This is a genomic window from Paracoccus actinidiae, from assembly GCF_030863885.1.
In the GTDB taxonomy this organism is placed as follows: Bacteria; Pseudomonadota; Alphaproteobacteria; order Rhodobacterales; family Rhodobacteraceae; genus Paracoccus; species Paracoccus everestensis.
In genome coordinates this window covers 3,363,420-3,381,335 of the sequence record NZ_CP132956.1, presented here as the reverse complement: position 1 = coordinate 3,381,335, position 17,916 = coordinate 3,363,420, and the positions used below count along the sequence as shown (strand labels likewise).

Annotated in this window: 19 protein-coding genes and 1 pseudogene; 15 read left to right on the top strand and 5 right to left on the bottom strand. The window is 64.9% G+C overall.

The features are described 5' to 3' along the window. Window positions 1-15: 15 nt before the first annotated feature. Window positions 16-1,272: a 3-oxo-isoapionate-4-phosphate decarboxylase OiaX gene (gene oiaX, locus Q5701_RS16870; protein WP_306752148.1), complete on the bottom strand. Its 1,257-nt coding sequence runs from the start codon at window positions 1,270-1,272 to the stop codon at window positions 16-18. Continuing rightward, a complete protein-coding gene (locus tag Q5701_RS16865) occupies window positions 1,269-2,624 on the bottom strand; it encodes a four-carbon acid sugar kinase family protein (protein WP_306752147.1) in 1,356 nt (451 codons plus the stop codon). Before Q5701_RS16865 ends, oiaX begins: the two co-directional genes overlap by 4 nt. An 87-nt stretch (window positions 2,625-2,711) precedes the next feature. Here Q5701_RS16865 and Q5701_RS16860 point away from each other — a divergent pair, with 87 nt between their 5' ends. The 11 genes from Q5701_RS16860 to Q5701_RS16815 all read left to right on the top strand — a co-directional run bounded on the left by Q5701_RS16860 (window position 2,712) and on the right by Q5701_RS16815 (window position 14,316). Then, window positions 2,712-3,542 (top strand): phosphogluconate dehydrogenase C-terminal domain-containing protein, encoded by an 831-nt coding sequence (locus tag Q5701_RS16860; RefSeq protein WP_306752146.1) that lies wholly within the window; start codon window positions 2,712-2,714, stop codon window positions 3,540-3,542. Window positions 3,543-3,657: 115 nt separating this feature from the next. Continuing rightward, window positions 3,658-4,599 (top strand): D-ribose ABC transporter substrate-binding protein, encoded by a 942-nt coding sequence (locus Q5701_RS16855; RefSeq protein WP_306752145.1) that lies wholly within the window; start codon window positions 3,658-3,660, stop codon window positions 4,597-4,599. 79 nt (window positions 4,600-4,678) lie between these two features. Continuing rightward, a complete protein-coding gene (locus Q5701_RS16850; RefSeq protein ID WP_306752144.1) occupies window positions 4,679-5,308 on the top strand; it encodes a DUF2291 family protein in 630 nt (209 codons plus the stop codon). Further along, on the top strand, window positions 5,305-6,843 hold the full coding sequence (locus Q5701_RS16845; RefSeq protein WP_306752143.1) for a sugar ABC transporter ATP-binding protein: 1,539 nt from the start codon (window positions 5,305-5,307) through the stop codon (window positions 6,841-6,843). The genes Q5701_RS16850 and Q5701_RS16845 overlap by 4 nt, the downstream gene beginning before the upstream one ends. Then, complete coding sequence (locus Q5701_RS16840) at window positions 6,840-7,898, top strand: ABC transporter permease (RefSeq protein ID WP_306752142.1); 1,059 nt, start codon at window positions 6,840-6,842, stop codon at window positions 7,896-7,898. Before Q5701_RS16845 ends, Q5701_RS16840 begins: the two co-directional genes overlap by 4 nt. 1 nt (window position 7,899) lies before the next feature. After that, on the top strand, window positions 7,900-8,922 hold the full coding sequence (locus tag Q5701_RS16835; protein ID WP_306752141.1) for a Gfo/Idh/MocA family protein: 1,023 nt from the start codon (window positions 7,900-7,902) through the stop codon (window positions 8,920-8,922). Beyond that, the gene (locus Q5701_RS16830; protein ID WP_306752140.1) at window positions 8,913-10,646 is read left to right on the top strand and encodes a D-apionate lactonase family protein; all 1,734 of its coding nucleotides are present in this window, start codon (window positions 8,913-8,915) and stop codon (window positions 10,644-10,646) included. The genes Q5701_RS16835 and Q5701_RS16830 overlap by 10 nt, the downstream gene beginning before the upstream one ends. A gap of 28 nt (window positions 10,647-10,674) precedes the next feature. Then, on the top strand, window positions 10,675-11,415 hold the full coding sequence (gene nanR / locus Q5701_RS16825) for a transcriptional regulator NanR (RefSeq protein WP_306752139.1): 741 nt from the start codon (window positions 10,675-10,677) through the stop codon (window positions 11,413-11,415). 87 nt (window positions 11,416-11,502) lie between these two features. Next, complete coding sequence (locus tag Q5701_RS22940) at window positions 11,503-11,802, top strand: transposase (RefSeq protein WP_373568565.1); 300 nt, start codon at window positions 11,503-11,505, stop codon at window positions 11,800-11,802. A gap of 565 nt (window positions 11,803-12,367) precedes the next feature. Then, entirely contained in the window at window positions 12,368-13,564 is a 1,197-nt protein-coding gene (locus Q5701_RS16820) for a winged helix-turn-helix domain-containing protein (protein ID WP_306752138.1), read from the top strand. A gap of 5 nt (window positions 13,565-13,569) precedes the next feature. Further along, window positions 13,570-14,316 carry a pseudouridine synthase gene (locus tag Q5701_RS16815; RefSeq protein WP_306752137.1) on the top strand — a complete coding sequence of 249 codons (747 nt, stop codon included), beginning with the start codon at window positions 13,570-13,572 and terminating at the stop codon, window positions 14,314-14,316. A gap of 266 nt (window positions 14,317-14,582) precedes the next feature. Here Q5701_RS16815 and Q5701_RS22935 read toward each other — a convergent pair whose 3' ends face one another. The 3 genes from Q5701_RS22935 to Q5701_RS16805 form a co-directional block, all read right to left on the bottom strand. After that, window positions 14,583-14,924: a DUF1127 domain-containing protein gene (locus Q5701_RS22935; protein WP_373568564.1), complete on the bottom strand. Its 342-nt coding sequence runs from the start codon at window positions 14,922-14,924 to the stop codon at window positions 14,583-14,585. A 410-nt stretch (window positions 14,925-15,334) separates the two neighbouring features. Further along, window positions 15,335-15,514, bottom strand: a complete 180-nt coding sequence (locus Q5701_RS16810) for a hypothetical protein (RefSeq protein ID WP_306752136.1) — start codon at window positions 15,512-15,514, stop codon at window positions 15,335-15,337. Window positions 15,515-15,521: 7 nt separating this feature from the next. Beyond that, entirely contained in the window at window positions 15,522-15,671 is a 150-nt protein-coding gene (locus Q5701_RS16805) for a hypothetical protein (protein WP_306752135.1), read from the bottom strand. Window positions 15,672-15,954: 283 nt separating this feature from the next. Between Q5701_RS16805 and Q5701_RS16800 the strand changes: the two genes are divergently transcribed. The 4 genes and pseudogenes from Q5701_RS16800 to Q5701_RS16785 form a co-directional block, all read left to right on the top strand. After that, complete coding sequence (locus Q5701_RS16800) at window positions 15,955-16,167, top strand: hypothetical protein (protein ID WP_306752134.1); 213 nt, start codon at window positions 15,955-15,957, stop codon at window positions 16,165-16,167. A gap of 248 nt (window positions 16,168-16,415) precedes the next feature. Further along, window positions 16,416-16,928 (top strand): GreA/GreB family elongation factor, encoded by a 513-nt coding sequence (locus tag Q5701_RS16795; RefSeq protein WP_306752133.1) that lies wholly within the window; start codon window positions 16,416-16,418, stop codon window positions 16,926-16,928. Window positions 16,929-16,968: 40 nt separating this feature from the next. Further along, a complete protein-coding gene (gene rnk / locus Q5701_RS16790; protein ID WP_306752132.1) occupies window positions 16,969-17,376 on the top strand; it encodes a nucleoside diphosphate kinase regulator in 408 nt (135 codons plus the stop codon). Window positions 17,377-17,590: 214 nt separating this feature from the next. Then, a pseudogene (locus Q5701_RS16785) lies at window positions 17,591-17,907 on the top strand (IS5/IS1182 family transposase); the annotation flags it as partial. Window positions 17,908-17,916: the final 9 nt, after the last annotated feature.

Sequence of the window (17,916 nt, the reverse complement as noted above, 5' to 3'; positions counted from 1 at the left end):
AAAGACGTCCGACTGCTATCCTGGCAGGTCATTTCCCCATTTCGCCAGCGACGCCGCAAGGTCCGGGTGATCCACGGCGGCTTGTCGAAGGCTCTCGCCGTCGGCCGCCGCCTGCCAGGCCCGGCGGATCGCCCGCACTCCTGCTGCGGCGCCGTTGGGATGACCGTGGATGCCGCCTCCTCCCAGATACATCAGGTCCAGCGTCTGGCCCGTGCGCTGATAGGTTTCGGCCGCCTGCCCGCCCCATTGTCCAGAGCAAACGACCGGCAGCGGTCGGTCGGCATCGGAAAACATCGGCGTCATCACGTCGTGGAAGGATCTTATGAAGCTGTCGTCCGGCTCCCAGTATTTCGCCTGTATCCCGTTGATCTGGAACTGATCAACGCCCAGCAGGCGCCATATTTTCTGATAGGCGCGAAATTCCATCCCCAAGGCCGGGTGGCGGGCCAGGATGTCCCATCCGTTCCGGTGCGCGTGCAGGCACAAGGCCGACCGCTTGCGCAAAAACGCCATGCCGCCATGCCCGATGGAGTTGATGTTGACCACCGCCGCATTGCCGCCTCGGGCTGCGACATGGTCATGGTCGCGCATCATCCGGTCAGGATCGGCCGAGGAGATGCCGAAGGCATACATCACCCGCTTTCCGGTCCGGTCGGCATGGCGTTCGATCACCGACATGATCGCATCGACCCGTGCGGTCAGGGGCGAATATTTTGGCGACATCAGCTTTTCGTCGTCCTTGATGAAATCGACGCCCGCCTCGCAGAGGGTCTGGACAAGCTGCGCCGTATCCTCGGGCGACAGCCCCAGCGAGGGCTTGATGATCGAGGCGATCATCGGCCCTTCCGGCACGCCCATCAGGCGGCGGGAACCGGCAATGCCGAATTGCGGGCCGGGATGGCAGGCGAAGTCGGGCGGCAGGTCGAAATCCATGACCCGCACGCCGGTCAGCCCGCGGATGGCATAGACGCCGCCCACGGCGATGGTCATCAGCGCGGCGATATCGGTGCCGATGGCGTCTAGCGGCCAGGCAATGGTGACATCGGCGCGGTGGAAGGGTCCGGGCGCATCGGTCGGGAAACCGGGGCGGTCCGCATCGGGCAGCGGCACGATGGTTTCGACGCGGGCGGCATAGCGGGCCTTCAGCGCCTCGGTTTCGCCGGGCAGTTCGGTGAAGGTGCCGGTGGACTGGTCGGCGGCGATCTTCTGCGCCATCGCCTCGATGCTGCCGGGCGTTTCGATGCGATAGGTGACGCGGATCCGGTCGGTCATGCTGCTTTCCTTTCGCCGCCGCCGTCGCGGATCCAGCCGAAATAATCCTCGGACCCCATCTGGCCCCCTTTCAGCGCGATTTCCAAGCCGTCATGCGGGCCGCTGCCGAAGGCTTGGCACAGTGCCGCGCCGGGAATGGTCGGGGCACGGGCAACAAGCGCGGACAACCCCAGCTGGCGCATCCCATGCCCAGAGGTATCCCCGCCCGAGATCACCGCCCGCCGCATCCCCGTGGCGCGCAGCGTGGCGTCCAGAATGCGGCCCAGCGATTCCCCGATGCGGCGGTTGGCCGCGCTGGCTTCCATGCCGCTGCGGGCAAGGGCCGCGCGGAAGGCTTTGACCTGCTGGCCTTCGCCAGCGGCGGAGTGGACCAGAGGGCTTTGCCCCGTCGCTGCGGCTGCAATGGCGGCCTGGATCAGGCGCGTTTCCTCGGCCGTCTGGCCGGCATCGCTGCCGGTGACTGCCCGTGCATCGAAGGGCAGCAGCGCAAAGCCGTTCCGCCCGGCCCAGTCCAGTTGCCGCGCCGTGGTGGGCGAGACCGAGCCTGACACCGCCATGATCCGGTCCGCGCGCGATGCCGCGCCGGGCGGATCGACGCGGGGGATCATGCCGCTGTCCTGCCAATGCCTGACCAACGCATATTCGACGCCCTGGCTGCCCGCGACAAAACCCAAGTCGGCGCGGTTTTCCCAGATCAGCCGGCCTGCGGCGGTTTCGCTGGCAGGTTCCATGCTGTCGATGGACAGGATGCGCGCGCCCGATGCCAATGCGTCCTGCAAAGCCTGCGGATCGGCCAAGCCTTCCAGGTCGATCAGGGCCGAGGACAGATCCGTCTGCGCCGCCAGATGCCGCAGCAGGTCGGCTTCGGCCATGGGCGTCACCGGATGGCGTGACATGACCGGGTGGCGGTCCAGCCGGAACACGCCGTCCAGCGTGCCCGCGAACAGATGCCCGAAGGCCTGATAGCGCCGCATCTGCGGGGCGGCGGTCAGCAGCGGCACGGCCTTTGCGTGACGCACCTGCAAGCCGATCTCGATGGCGGCACCGATGGACCCCGACACGGGCGAGGAATCGAAGGTCGAGCAGATCTTGTAATGCAGGATCGGCGCCCGAAACGCGTCCAGCCAGCCGAACAGCGCGGGCAGGTTCCGCGCCATCCAGGCCGGATCATGGCTGCGCGCGGTCGTGGCGATCCCCACGCCGCGGCAGCCTGCGAAGCGCGCCGCCAGGTCGGACGAGGGAATGTCGGTGAACAGGACCGAGGGCAGTCCCGCGAACTGCAGCACCTCCATCACCGCCGCCGATCCGGTAAAGTCGTCACCCAGCCATGCGACCCAGGGCGCGTCAGCCATCGCATCCTCCTCTTGACAGCATTCCGGTGTTATTATCTGATCATACCAGTTTGGCAAGGATCGGTTCCTTGCGAGGAGGACATCGAGATGACGAAAGTTGCCCTGTTCGGGGCGGGTGGCAAGATGGGTGTGCGCCTGTCGACGAACCTTGCCAAGACCGATTTCGACGTGGCCCATGTCGAGGTCAGCAGTGCTGGCCGTGATCGGCTGAAGTCTGAACTGGGCTTCGATACCGTCGATGCCGATGCCGCCCTGGCCGGGGCCCAGGTGGTGATCCTGGCCGTTCCCGACACCGTGATCCGCAAGGTCGCCGCATCCGTGGTGCCGCAGGTCGCGCCCGGTACGATGATCGTGATCCTGGACGCCGCAGCACCTTTCGCGGGCCACCTGCCGGAACGCGCCGACATTACCTATTTCGTGACTCACCCCTGCCACCCGCCAATCTTCAACGACGAGCATACGCCGGAAGGCCGTGCCGACCACTTCGGCGGCGTTGCGGCCAAGCAGGGCGTGGTCAACGCCCTGATGCAAGGCCCGCGCGAGCATTACGAACTGGGTGACCGCATCGCCCGTGCCATCTATGCCCCTGTCGTCCGCAGCCACGAGGTGACGGTCAAGCAGATGGCCATGCTGGAGCCGGGCCTGTCGGAAACGGTCGTGGCCTCGCTTCTGATGGTCATGCGCGAGGCCATGGACGAAGTCGTGGCCCGCAGCGGCGTCAGCAAGGACTGCGCGCGAGACTTCCTGCTGGGACACATGAACATCCTGGGCGCGGTGATCTTCGAGGAACGGCAAGGCCAGTTTTCGGACGCCTGCAACAAGGCCATCGAGTTCGGCATCCCCATGCTGATGCGCGACGACTGGAAGAAGGTTCTGGAATGGGACGAAGTTGCCGCCAGCATCAAGCGGATCACCTGACGATGACAATTGGTCATGTCATCATACCTGTTGACAGGCTCACGATTTGCCAGCAGCTTGAAACGGTCAGAGAGGAACCGGCAGCAGTCCGGCTGACCCCAAGGGAGGAAAAACCATGAAACTGACCCGCCGGCTGATGATCTCGGCCTTTGGCCTTGCCATGGCCACCGCCATGCCGTCCTTCGCGGCGGCCGAGGGGCTGATCGCAATCATCACCCCCAGCCATGACAACCCCTTCTTCAAGGCCGAGGCCGTGGGCGCCGAGGCCAGGGCCAAGGAGCTGGGCTATGACACCGTGATCATGGTCCACGATGACGATCCCAACAAGCAACTGGAACTGTTCAACACCGCGATTGCCCAGGGTGCCAAGGCGATCGTCCTGGACAATGCCGGGGCCGACGCCACCGTCGCCGCCGTGCAGGCCGCCAAGGATGCAGGGATTCCGTCCTTCCTAATCGACCGCGAAATCAAGGAATCGGGCATTGCCGTCAGCCAGATCGTGTCCAACAACTATCAGGGCGCCCAACTGGGGGCCGAGGAGTTCGTTCGCCTGATGGGCGAGACCGGCAAATACGCCGAGCTTCTGGGCCGCGAGGCTGACACCAACGCGGGCATCCGGTCGTCCGGCTATCACGACATCATCGACCAGTATCCCGACATGGAGATGGTCGCCCAGCAGACTGCCAACTGGTCGCAGACCGAAGCCTATACGGTGATGGAAACGATGTTGCAGGCCAACCCGGACATAAAGGGCGTGATCTCGGGCAACGACACGATGGCCATGGGTGCCTGGGCGGCGCTGGAAGCGGCGGGCCGGACCGACGTGATCGTGGTGGGCTTCGACGGGTCGAACGACGTGCGCGACAGCATCAAGGCGGGCGGCATCAAGGCGACGGTGCTGCAGCCGGCCTATCGTCAGGCACAGTTGGCCGTGGAACAGGCGGATCAGTACCTCAAGACCGGGTCCACCGGGGTCGATGAAAAGCAGTTGATGGACTGTATCCTGATCAATGCCGACAATGCCGGCAAGCTGGAAACCTTCGCGCTCGCCGAATGATCCGGTCTCGGCCGGTCTCGGCCCGGCACCGGTGCCGGGCCACCTCCCCACCCCCTCGGAGTCCCGCATGATGCGCGCGATGACCGCGATCCTTGGCCTGTCCCTGGGCCTGACGGCGCTTGGCGCCTGCAAGATCGTTCCCAATCCCGAACCGGGCAGCGAAACCGCGGCCTCCCAGACGGACGAGGACCGCATGGCTGCCAAGGCGGGCGAGATCTATGACGCCCAGCTAGTCCCATATGTCGGCCAGAAGGCCATTGACCTGTCCACGCTGACCGCCGCCCTGCAAGGCGGGCTTGATGCGGCAGGTCAGGCGCATGGCGTGCGGCCCCAGGCCGAGGGCAGCCCCTGGAACTTCCTGGTCAAGGGCCAAGGCACCGTTATCGAGGCCAGGCGCGAATCCCGCGCGGCCACCCTGACGCTGGACGTGACAGGCGACAATCAGCCCGACATGACGATCCAGCTTGGCCCGGTGATCAAGGGCACCGCGCTGCGCGATGCGGCGGACTTCATCGTCTTCACCGATTACCGCGATCAGATCGAATTCGCGAAACTCGCCCGCGCGCTGAACGACCGCGCGCATGGGGCGATCCGGCTGCCCGAGGGCGACCTGACCGGCAAGACCGTCCGCTTTGAAGGCGCGACCACCCTGCGGACCGCCACCGACCCGATCCTGGTTGTGCCGACCCTTCTGGAGATCGCGCCATGACGCACCCCATCGGCTTGCAGATCCGGGGCGGCACCAAGATCTATCCCGGCACCCGCGCGCTGAAAGGGGTGGATTTCGACCTGCGCATGGGCGCCGTCAACGTGCTGGTGGGCGAAAACGGCGCGGGCAAGTCCACCATGATGAAGGTCATCGCCGGGGTCGAGCAACTGACCGAGGGTCAGGTTCTGATGGACGGCCAGCCGGTCCATTTCAACGGCACCGACGATGCCCGCCGCCATGGCATCGGCATCGTGTTCCAGGAATTGAACCTGTTCCCGAACATGACGGTCGCCGAGAACATCTTCATCAACCGCGAGATCACCCGCGGCCGCATCGACATCGACACCGCCGCGCAACGCAAGGCCACGCGCCAGTTGATGCGGCGGCTGGAACATGACATCGACCCCGACGCCCTGGTGGGCGACCTGCGCGTCGGCCAGCAGCAGATCATCGAGATTGCGAAAAGCCTGGCGCAGGATGCACGCATCCTGATCTTGGACGAACCCACATCCGCGCTCTCCTCCGCCGAGGTCGAGATCCTGTTCCGCGTCATTGCCGATCTCAAGCGGCAGGGGGTTGGCATCGTCTATATCTCGCATCGCCTGGAAGAACTGATCCGCATCGGGGACTATATCACCGTGCTGCGAGACGGCGCGATTACCGGCGCGCGGTCGATGGAAGGCGTCGACGTGGACTGGATCGTCCGCGCCATGATCGGCGAAGCGTCCAAGGACTTCGCCAAGGGCATCGACCATCCCTACGGCCCAGAGGTCTTCCGGGCCGAAGATGTGACCCTGCCCCGCCCCGGCGGCGGCATGGCCGTCGATCGCGTCAGCCTGTCCCTGCGCGCAGGCGAGATCCTGGGCGTCTATGGCCTGATGGGCGCGGGCCGCAGCGAGTTCCTGGAATGCGTCATCGGCCGTCACCCCCATGCAGGCGGGCGCATCTTCGTCGATGGCAAGCAGTTGAAGACGAAAACCGTCGCTGGCCGCATCCGGTCGGGCATCGCCCTGATCCCCGAGGATCGCAAGAACGACGGGTTGGTTCAGATTCTCTCGATCCGCGAGAACATGACCCTGTCCAGTCTGGCCAGCTTCACCACCGGCTTTCACATGAACCTGGGCGCCGAACGCGGCACGGTGCGCGACTTCGTCAAGCGGCTGACGGTCAAGATCGCGTCGATGGAAAATCCGGTTTCCAGCCTGTCGGGCGGGAACCAGCAGAAGGTCGTGATCGGCAAGGCGCTGATGACGAAGCCCAAGGTTCTTCTGATGGACGAACCGTCCCGAGGCATCGACATCGGCGCCAAGGCCGAGGTGTTCCGCACCATGCGCAAGCTGGCCGCAGACGGCCTGGGCATCGTCTTCGTCACCTCGGACATGGAGGAACTGATGGCGCTGTCCGACCGCATCGTGGTCATGTCGAACGGCCGCGTCACCGGCGAAGTTGACCGCAGGGACGCGACCGAGACCCTTGTCATCGCCGCCTCCGCCAAGGGCCACGCCCCCACCCCCATTCAGGAACCTGCCGCATGAGCCATGCCGCCACCAATGCCGCGCCGCAGACTGGATCCGCCAACCTGCTGCTGGTGCTGCTGAAGGCCCGGACCTTCATCGCCCTGATCCTGGTCTTCGCCTTCTTCGCCTTTGCCGCGCCGAATTTCCTGTCCACCGCGAACATGGTGATCATGTCCAAGCACGTCGCGCTGAACGCCTTTCTGGCGATCGGCATGACCTTCGTGATCATCTCGGGCGGGATCGACCTGTCGGTGGGCTCCATCGTGGGGCTTTGCGGCATGGTCGCGGGCTGGCTGGTGCTTTACGGCATCGATCCCGGCCTTGGCTGGTCGATCCAGTTCAACACCGTCGAGATCTGCCTGATCGTGATGCTGGTGGGCGTGCTGATCGGGGCCGTCAACGCCTTCCTGATCACCAAGCTGAACGTCGCGCCCTTCATCGCCACCCTTGGCACGCTTTACGTCTGCAGGGGCGCGGCGATGCTGTTTTCAGACGGACGGACCTTTCCGAACCTGAACGGCAATGCGGAATACGGCTCTCACACCTTCCGCCAGATCGGGGCGGGCAATGTGCTGGGCCTGCCGATATCCATCTGGATGCTGGTCGCGGTGGCGCTGATCGCGGCCTATATCGCGCGGCGCACGCCACTGGGGCGCTACATCTATGCCGTGGGTGGCAACGAACGCGGCGCGGCACTGTCGGGGGTCAAGGTCAACCGGATCAAGTTCTTCGTCTATATGTTCAGCGGGTTGTGCGCGGCCCTGGTTGGGCTGATCATCTCGTCCCAGCTGGTGGCCGCGCATCCCGCGACGGGCCAGTCGTTCGAATTGAATGCCATCGCGGCGGCCGTCCTTGGCGGCACGTCGATGTCGGGCGGGCGCGGGCGGATCGGCGGGACCATCATCGGCGCCTTCGTGATCGGCGTGCTGTCCGACGGCTTGGTGATGATGGGCGTGTCGTCCTTCTGGCAGACGGTCATCAAGGGTCTTGTGATCATCGCCGCCGTTGTGGTCGATCAGGCGCAACAGAAACTTCAGGCGCGCGTCGCGTTGCAGGCCGAGGCGGGGAAATAGGATGAAGGGTGCCTTGATCGGCTGCGGGTTCTTCGCCCAGAACCAGATGCACGGCTGGGCAGGAATCCGGGGCGTGGAGATCGTGGCCGTCTGCGACCGGGACGCCGCGCGGCGCGAGGAGACGGCCGCCCGCTTCCGCGCCCGCCCCTATGCCGACGCGGCCGAGATGCTGGCGACCGAAGATCTGGACTTTGTGGATATTGCCACCACCGTCCCTTCCCATCGCGCCCTGGTCGAACTTGCCGCACAGGCCGGTGTCCATGTCATCTGCCAGAAGCCCTTTGCCGAAACCATGGAGGATGCGCGCGCCATGGTCGCCGCTGTCGATGCGGCGGGCAAGACCCTGATGATGCACGAGAATTTTCGCTGGCAATCCGCAATCCGCGCAGCCATTCAGGCGGTGCGCGAAGGGGCCATCGGCACGCCCTTCTTCGGGCGCGTCAGCTTCCGGTCGGGATATGACGTATTCTCCGGCCAGCCATACCTTGCCACCGATCCGCGCTTCATCATCCAGGATCTGGGGATCCATATCCTTGACGTGGCCCGCGCGCTGTTTGGCGACGTGGCGACGCTGTCGGCCACCACGCGGCGCATCAATCCGAATATACGGGGCGAGGATGTGGCGACCATGCTGCTGGACCATGAGAACGGCGTGACAAGCGTGGTCGATTGTTCCTATGCGACGAAACGCGTGCCCGAGACCTTCCCGGAAACGCTGCTGGAGATCGACGGCGACAAGGGCACCTTGCGTCTGGACGCAGGATACCGGCTGGTGATCCAGGCGGATGGTCAGACGGTCCGCGACGTGGCCCCCCCGGTGCTGCCCTGGGCGGAACGGCCCTGGCACAACATCCAGGAAAGCGTGCAGATCATCCAGGCCCATTTCGTGAACTGCCTGCGCCACGGCGTGCAGCCCGAAACCTCGGGCCATGACAACCTCAAGACGCTGGCCCTGGTCGAGGCGGCCTATCGGTCCGCCGCCGACCGTTCGCGCATCGACTTGCGGGCGCCCGAATGGACCTGATCGCGCTTTATGGCACCGACAAGCCGCCGCGCCTGTCCCAAGTCTTGCGGGCAGGCGATGCGCAGGTGACGCTGGACACCGGACAGTTGCGCCACCTGCGCATGGGCGGGGTCGAGGCGATCCGGGCGGTGTCCTTTCTGGTCCGCGACCGGGATTGGGGAACGGTCGAGCCGCATATCACCGACCTGACGGTCAAGGAGGGGCGCGTCACCTATGCCGCGCGCTATGACTTGGGCGGGGGCAGTCTGACGGCGCAGGTCGCGCTGACCCTGACACCGGCCAGCCTGACAGCCGAGGTCGTGGCGGTGGCCCATGGCACTGTGGAAACCAACCGCGCAGGCTTCACCGTGCTGCACCCGATCGAGGGCGTGGCCGGCGCCCCGGTCCTGGTCGGGCACCCCGAGGGAGTCGAGGAGGCGCATTTTCCCGCCCTGATCGAACCTTGGCAGCCTTTCAAGGAGATCACCTCGCTGACCCATCAGGCGGGGGGCCTGCGCATCGAGTGCCGCCTGGACGGCGACGTGTTCGAGATGGAGGATCAGCGCCAATGGGGCGACGCGTCCTTCAAGACCTACAACCGCCCGCTGGCCCGCCCCTGGCCCTATGTCATCAGCGACGGCGAGGAAGTGCGCCAAACGGTGCGGATCACATGGTCCCCAGCCCCCGCAGCGGCCCCGGTGCCGCCAATCCGCGCGCAGGTGCCGGACCCGCGCTTTCCCGAAACCGCGCTTGTCCTGACAGCCGCCGATGCCCGCCGCGCGGCGGCCAATTCCGACGACCTGAGGTGCATCGGGGCGCAACGCGTCCTGTGCCACCTGGACATCGCCGCCGGGCATGGTGTGGCAGAGTTGCGCGATTTCGCGGTCCTGCAAGCCGCCTTGCCCGATCTGGCCTATGACCTGGAACTGATCGCCGCCTGCCCGGCCCAGGGCAGCTTGGCTGCGGAATTTGCAGGCCATGCCGCCGACCTGGCCGCGTCGGGGTTCCGCCCCGCATCCATCATGACCTGCCCGGCGGTGGACCGGCAATCCACCCCGCCGGGGTCCGACTGGCCCCCCTGCGCGCCGCTGACGGCGATCCACGCCGCCGCCCGGGCAGCTTTCCCCGGCATGGTCCTGGGTGGCGGCATGGCAAGCTTCTTTCCCGAACTCAACCGCAAGCGCCCGCCCGACGATGCCTGGGACTTTGTCACGCACGGGCTTTGCCCCATCGTCCATGCAGCCGACGACCTGTCGGTGATGGAAACCTTGCAGGCCGTGCCGCATATCCTCGTGTCGGCCCGCGCGATCATCGGCGACCGGGATTACCGGCTGGGACCGTCCACTATTGCCATGCGCCAGAATCCCTATGGCAGCCGCACGATCCCGAACCCGGACCGCGACCGGGTCTGCATGACGGACGACGATCCCCGGCAGGACGGCGCCTTCGCGGCCGCCTGGACCCTGGGGCTTGCGGCCACCATCGCGCCTGCAGGCGTGACGGTCTGGACGCCCGCTGCACTTTATGGCCCTCGCGGGCTGATCCGCAACGATGGCAGCCTGCGCCCCCTGGCGGCAGTAGTTCAGGCGCTTGCGGCGCAGGCAGGCAATCCGGTACGTCGTGCCACGGTGGCCGATGGGCAGGCAGTAATCACCTTCGACGATGCCACGCTGACCGCCAACCTGACCCCCGATGGTCCCGATCCCTTCGGCTGGCAAAGCCGCCCGCCTTCGCCTAAGTCGTGACGCAAGACCGCAGCAAGGGGGCCACAGGATGAAACACGACCAGCTTGCCAGTCCCGACCGGATCACCCGCCGCAAGCTGTCCGATCAGGTCTTTGACCGGCTGCGCGACATGATGGCCAGCGGCGAATTGCCCCCCGGGGCGGCGGTGCCGTCGGAACGCGACCTGATGGAACGCTTTGGCGTGGGCCGCCCCGCCGTTCGAGAAGCGTTGCAGCATATGCACACCATGGGCCTGATCACCATCAGCCATGGCGAACGCAGCCGCGTGAACGAGCTGTCGGCAGGCAGCGTGCTGGCCCGTGTCGATGACGTGGCGCGGATGTTGTTGTCGTCGGAACCCGAACAGCTCGAGCATCTGAAGCAAGCGCGGCGCATGTTCGAATGCGGCCTGGTTCGCGTGGCGGCCGAAAATGCCACCGCCGGGGACGTGCGCGACCTGCGCGAACTGGTGGGCGAACAGCGCGCCCGTGTCGGCGATGCCGAGGCTTTCGTGACTGCCGACATGACCTTTCACAGCCGCATCGCCCAGATCTCGGCCAACCCGATCCTGGTTGCGACCAGCCAATCCATGTTGCGTTGGCTGTTCCAGTATCACGGCGTCCTTCTGCACTGGTCCGGCAGGGAAAAAGTCACGCTGCACGAACATGACGACATCGTGGATCTGATCGCCGCGCGTGACGCCGATGGCGCGGTGGCGGCAATGGCCGCGCATCTGGACAGATCAAATCCGCTCTATCTGCACGCAAATGCCACCAATCGCGCCGACTGAGCATGGTCTAAGGTAGGGCACTCATCCATATTTTTGTAATTCTGCGGCAATCTTCTCTCCGGCCGGCTTCGGCGAGGGGAGCGTGTCATGGCGCATCCGTTCTGGCTTTCAGACGCAGCCTGGTTGTCCATCGAGCCGCATCTGCCGCGGGGGTTGCCGGGGAAGCCCAGGGTGGACGACCGTCGGGTGATCTCGGGCATTCTCCCTGTTCTGAAGACCGGGTGCCGCTGGCGCGATGTGCCGGCTGCTTATGGACCACCCACCACCCTTCACAAATGCCTCACCCGCTGGTCGCATCGGGGATCTGGCAACGTATGTTCGAGGGCGTGCCAGCCGCAGGGCGGGTGCCGGTTCCAGAGGAACTCTGTCTCGACAGCACCCACGTGAAAGCCCACTGGTCGGCTCGGAACACAAAAGGAGAGCCTGGCCGCAAGCGATCGGGATCCCGCGCGGTGACACGAGCCGCGAGGTCCATTCACTGGCCGATGCGTCACAGGCCGACCGGCCGCCTTTGCCCTGACACCCGGACATTCATTTGACAATTCCGCTTCCAAAGGGGCTTTCCCGCCCCAAAACGACAAAGCTTGCGCTGCCATGAGCCTGCGTCACTGGCTCAAGCACCGGCGCATCAGGGCGGTGATCCCCTCCCTGGCCCTGCGCACCTTTCCCTTCACTCTCGATCAAAGAGCATACAACCGGCGCAACGTCATCGGGCGAATAGGGGAAGGCTCAAGAACTGGCGCCGTATCGCGACCCGATACGACCGCCTTCCCCGTAACTACCGGGCCAGCCTGGCGCTCGTTTCCATCGTGATTGCTTGGACCTGAATGAGTTCTCTTCCTAGGCACTTTGTAAGAAGCAGGGTCAGGACCAGTTGCTCTGCCCGCACACGGCGGTCGACGGTCCCCTGTCCCTCAGTTGCAGTTCTTGGCCATGCGGCTAAGGTTGCCGCATGAACCCACCCCTGCTGACAAATGCCGTTGCACGCCGGTTGTTTCTGGATCGGCACCTGCTGCTGCGGCCGCAGGCGGGTTTGGCAATGGGTGCCGATCTGCTCAGCGTGCTGACCGATCTGGGCTTTGTGCAGGTGGACAGCGTCAACACCCTGGCGCGGGCGCATGACCTGATCCTGTGGTCGCGACGGGGCCGGTACCGCCCCCCTGCGCTTGACCGGCTTATTGCCCGCCACCGTGCCGCATTCGAGCACTGGACCCATGACGCCGCCATTGTGCCGATGCAGTTCTATCCGATGTGGCGGCTGAAGTTCGCCCGCGACGAGGCCAGGATGCGGCAACGCTGGCCTGCCTGGCGCGGCGAGGGCTGGAACCGGGAGATCGACACTGTCCTGAAACGGATTGCCGATCATGGTCCTGCAAGCACCCGGGACGTCGGACCGGACAAGGGTCGGGGCGGGGCCGGGTGGTGGGACTGGCACCCGTCCAAGACCGCGCTTGAATATCTCTGGCGATCCGGGCGTCTGGCGATCAGCCATCGTGTCGGATTTCGCAAGGTTTATGACCTGTCCGAGCGGGTGATCCCGGCCAAGTACCGCGATATCCGCCTCGACCCATCACAGGTCATCGACTGGGCATTGTCGGCGGCCCTGGACCGGCTTGGCTTTGCCACCAGCGGTGAACTGGCCGCCTTCTTCGAGATCGCGACCCGCGACGAGGCGAAGCGGTGGTGCGCCGAGGCGGTGGCTGCGAACCGGATTGTCGAAGTGGATGTCGAGACGGCCGACGGAGCCCGGCGGCGCAGCTTCTCGACGGTTGCAATTCTGGATACGCTGTCAGCATTGCCATCGCCGTCACAGCGGGTGCGCCTGTTGTCGCCCTTCGATCCGGCCTTGCGCGATCGGGCGCGGGCCGAGCGGTTGTTCGGCTTTCACTACCGGATCGAGATCTTCGTGCCCGCACAGCAGCGCCGCCATGGCTATTACGTGTTCCCGGTCATGCAGGGCGACCGGCTCATCGGGCGGCTTGACGCAAAGCGGGATGCGGGAATGCTGACGGTGCGGGCCTTCTGGCCAGAGGCAGGGGCCGGAATGGGTTGTGCCCGGCAAACAGGCCTTTTGGCCGAACTGCAGCGCGTCCTGACGCTGGCCGAGGTGACAGAGGTCCGCTTCGCCCCCGACTGGCTGAGGACGTGAGGCGAATGGCCAGGATCCCCACCTCCCGCGTCGACAAGCTTCTCGCCTCCATGGGCTATGGCTCTCGCAAGGACATCGCGCGAATGGCCACGGCGGGCGGCATCACCCTGGACGGCGCCGATCTTCTGGATGTTACCCAACGCATTCCCCTTACGCCGAACTTGCCGTCCCGCCTGAAGATCGGGGGCGCGGCGCTCGATCCCCTTGCAGGCATGGTCATCCTTCTGAACAAGCCTCTGGGGATGACCTGTTCGCACAAGGAACACGGCCCACTGGTCCATGACATCCTGCCCGAACGCTGGAGAAGGCGCGAACCAGTCATCTCGACGGTGGGGCGGCTGGACAAGCAGACCTCCGGCCTTTTGCTGCTGACCGATGACGGCGACCTGCTGCACCGGGTCATCAGTCCCAGGCGCCACATCAGGAAGACCTATCGCGCCAGGCTGGCCCGCCCGCTCAAGGGCACGGAGGGAGAGCTGTTTGCCTCGGGCCATCTGGTGCTGGAGGGCGAGGACAAGCCGCTGGCGCCTGCGGAACTGGAGGTGATCTCGGACACCGAGGCCCTGCTGAGCATCACCGAAGGCCGCTATCATCAGGTGCGCCGCATGTTTGCGGCGACCGGCAACCATGTCGAGGCGCTCCACCGCGAAAGAATGGGCGGCTTGTCCTTGCCAGACGGCCTGGTTGCCGGTCAGTGGAGGCTGCTTGGCGAGGACGAGATCGCGTTGATCTTCCAGGAGGCGCCGAAGTGAAACCACCACGGCTCCGTGACTATGGTGAGGAGATGGCTCCGCATGGCAATGGAAGCAAGTAATCTCCTGGCTCGCCCAAGGCTTGGCCGCTCAAGACGTCGTTGATTGCGCACGGCCTGGTGCAGCGCCGGGCGACGGCCCTGTCCAGAGTGTCGCAGGCTTTTCAAGGACGCGTCCGCCGTCATCCTCCCACCGCGCCAGGCTTTTGTGCCGCGCCCGGTCTTCCCAAAATGACGCCAGATCGAAGGTCAGCATGGGCGAGACCTTCATAAGTCCCTCCAGGATTGATACACGTCCCCTGCGAACCTGCTCTTCTTTACATCGTTAATCTGTGGGCGCCTGCCTGTGCCGGTCGGGCTTGGGTCTTCGGGATCATCGCGACGCACCGAACTGCGGACCGTTTGCCCTTGTGATGCCCGTCGGAGCGATGGACCGACGAGGTCGTCGACAAGCCCCCGGATTTCGCTCCGGGCAAGACCGATATCGTCGAGGGTGCGGTCGTCGAGTTCCCATAAGGTCCGCATCATCCGGTGCCTCTGCCAGTGGCGAAGGGCCTCTTTCGCGCGCCGGCCGATGGCTGCGGTGAAACTGGGTGTGCGGAACGGCATCTGTGCGACGAATGGGTCCCTTGTGGCTGGAATATGTGACATTGCGACCTCCTGCATCGTCAGGGTCGTTACCGGTCAGCTTTGTCCCCAGGCATAACGACCATGTTTGTCCAAGCGCCGAAAACAGCCGCAGCGCCTGGATGCCGCTAGGGTCTCGTTGCCGGAATGAATGGTGATTTCCGTCAGGCCCCGCAGCGGTCGCCGAATCCCGGATCGATCGCCTGCGGGGTCAGCCGCGGTTCAGAAGCGGACCCCTGAAGCCCGGCCGAGGCCGGTTATGGTGCAAGATAAGTGCCATGGCTCATATATGGGCACTCATGCATTGGACTTCAACATCTGGTGTCTTGCCTGCGCCTCGTGTCGCCGGAACGGGCGCCAGACGCGGATCCCGCGTCATTCGTGCAGGTTCATCACCCGGGCCGATCCTCTTGCCGAGGAGTCATGTTCCCGGCCTGCACGATCTCTACTGTCCTCACGGCAATGCCTGTTGCAGTATCTTCATCCAGCCCGGCCTGCCCGCAGGCTTTCAGCACTGCCTCAAACAGCGTGCCATAGCCTTCACGGACGCGCGGGTCTGTCATCTCGGGCATCTCGGCCTCACTTGGCGTGGGCCTTGACGCGCATCGCGATTGCCCGCTGCGCCATGTCCTGGCCGTCGGCATCGGACATCCCCAGCGAGTCGCAGGCGAACCTGATGCGATCGGAGACGACCTGATCGGATTGCCGTTTATCTGCCGTGTCGGTCATGATGAGCCCTTTCATGGCTGAACGCATACCTGATCATGGCGGCGCGCCCAAGGCAAACCATCTTGCGGACAGCGCATGTAATAAATTGAAATAAAATAATTTTCGTTCTATACCCCTTGATCCGGGCCGCGGCGATGCTCATGTTGGATGGTCATCGCGCTGCAATGCTGGCAGCCACTTGCGTGCAAATCCCTGCAGGTTTGTGTGTCCGATCTTCGGACTGACCAGGTTCCCGCCGGGTGGAAACATTCCGGATGTGACTGGCAAGAGAGGAGTTTCTTCCATGAGTTCTTCAAACACGCTGTCGCGGCTTACGCGGACAGAAACGAAAGCCGACCTTACCGACCGTGCCGCCCGTGAGATCATCGACGCCGAGGCCATTGCGCGGGACAACCGGATCGCCCGGCTCAGATCACTTCGCCTGCAAAGCGAAGCGGCCGAGCGAGCAGCCCGGAAAGCGAAGCCGGCTTCCAAGGCACGCAAGAAGGCAGGCTGAGCTTCAGCCGCCCGGTGCGGTTGGGGGCCGGCCGTTCTTTTTGCATGGCTTGCAAAAGGTGCCTGCACGGCCTAGCTTCCAGGACATGATGATCTTTGCCCATAGTGCGAGGTTCCGGATCTATTCCGGGTCTTTGCTGACGCGGTCTCTGCCCCGGGCAGAGGCGGGCAACTGCTGACGCCTTTTCCCGGGCGCGATTTCCTCAACCACGTGTCAGTCAGCCGGGCCTTTGCCCGATCGGGATCATCATGCGTTACACCTCTCAAAACCGGCTCCGGAACGGAGCAGGGCTCATTGCCCGTCAACACGACCACCTGCCCGCTTTTCGCGATATTTCCACGCTTCGGCCGATCCGCGCCCGGTTGGGGACATACGATTATTGGCAGTTGAACGAACACAGGCGGCGCTTTCAGGCCATCGGAACCGACCCCTTCCTGCGGCTTGCACAACTGATCCGCGCAAAGATGGCCGATGCCGAGGTCGTCAACACCTCGGATGTCGGCGCGGGCGTCGTGACCGGCGAGTCCCGGGTAAGCTTTGCCATCGAGGCCGGACGGCCGCAGACGCGGACGCTTTATCACTGGACCTATCCCGAACATGACCGCAGCCGCCTGGCCGTCGGCACCTATCTGGGGGTGACGCTGATCGGACTTCCTGTCGGCCAGGGAATGCCCCTGCTGGACAGCGAGGATGTCCTGGGCAGCGTCCAGGTTCTGGCCGTCCAGGATCCTGCGGACCTGTGCCCGGGGCTTCACGACTAGATCAACTCAACCCCAACCCATTGTTGCAAAGGAGACTGCCATGTCTCGATCACCACGCCGCCTCCGGGCGGTCATCGATGCCGATCATGTCGGCCGCCTCGAATCCCTGGCCGAGGCTGCCAGTGCGCGCCTGCCCGAAGTGGCCGACCCGCTTTTCGCAAAGCTTGCCGCAGCCAAGGCGGTGTCGGCAAGGCAGATGCCTGCGGACGTGGTCACGGTGGGCACGACCCTCACCTACCGCGACGATATCAGCGGACGCGAGCAGGAGGTCACGCTCGCCTGGCCCGAGCACGCCGATATCAGCAAAGGCGTCATTTCCGTTCTGACGCCGGTCGGGGTCGCGCTTCTGGGCCTGCCCATGGGAAGCAGCGTCACCTGGATGACGCGAACCGGGCACAAGCGAGCCCTGACGGTCCTGCGCCTTGGCGTCGAGCTGAGCGCCGCATGACCTGGATCCCGCCGCCGTTCCCCTGACCCCTGATCACGAAGGAAACCTGATGTTCCGCCGCTTCATTCCCGCCTCCTGCTCCGCCTGCGGGGCAGGCGTCCCGCGATCTGCCGCAGGCCGCTGCCCGTCCTGCCGGACGGCATTCGTTGCCGTTGCGCAAACGGCGACCTCGCCGCAGGGGATGCCGCTGCGGGCGCCCATCAGGGACAGGCAGACCGCAATCTTGGATCGTGGCGGCACGGCCATCATCCCGATCCCCAGCAACGGACGCCTGTGAAATGAAGACTGCCCCGCCACCGCCGCCCAAACGACATCCTGCGGGCGAGCAATCGCTTCGGTCGGGCCACGTGGAAGCTCTGGTCGGCTGTTACGTGCGAAGCAGGATCGAGGCGAGAATGCACGGCCTCAAATCCTTCGGCCAGCAAATCGCCTCTCGAGACCCCGAGCGGCAAACAGCCGATGTACACCCGCGTCACGCTCCCAAACCGCTTCAACGCACTCGGCATCGCCGGGATAGGACGCGTGGCATGACGGGTGGCG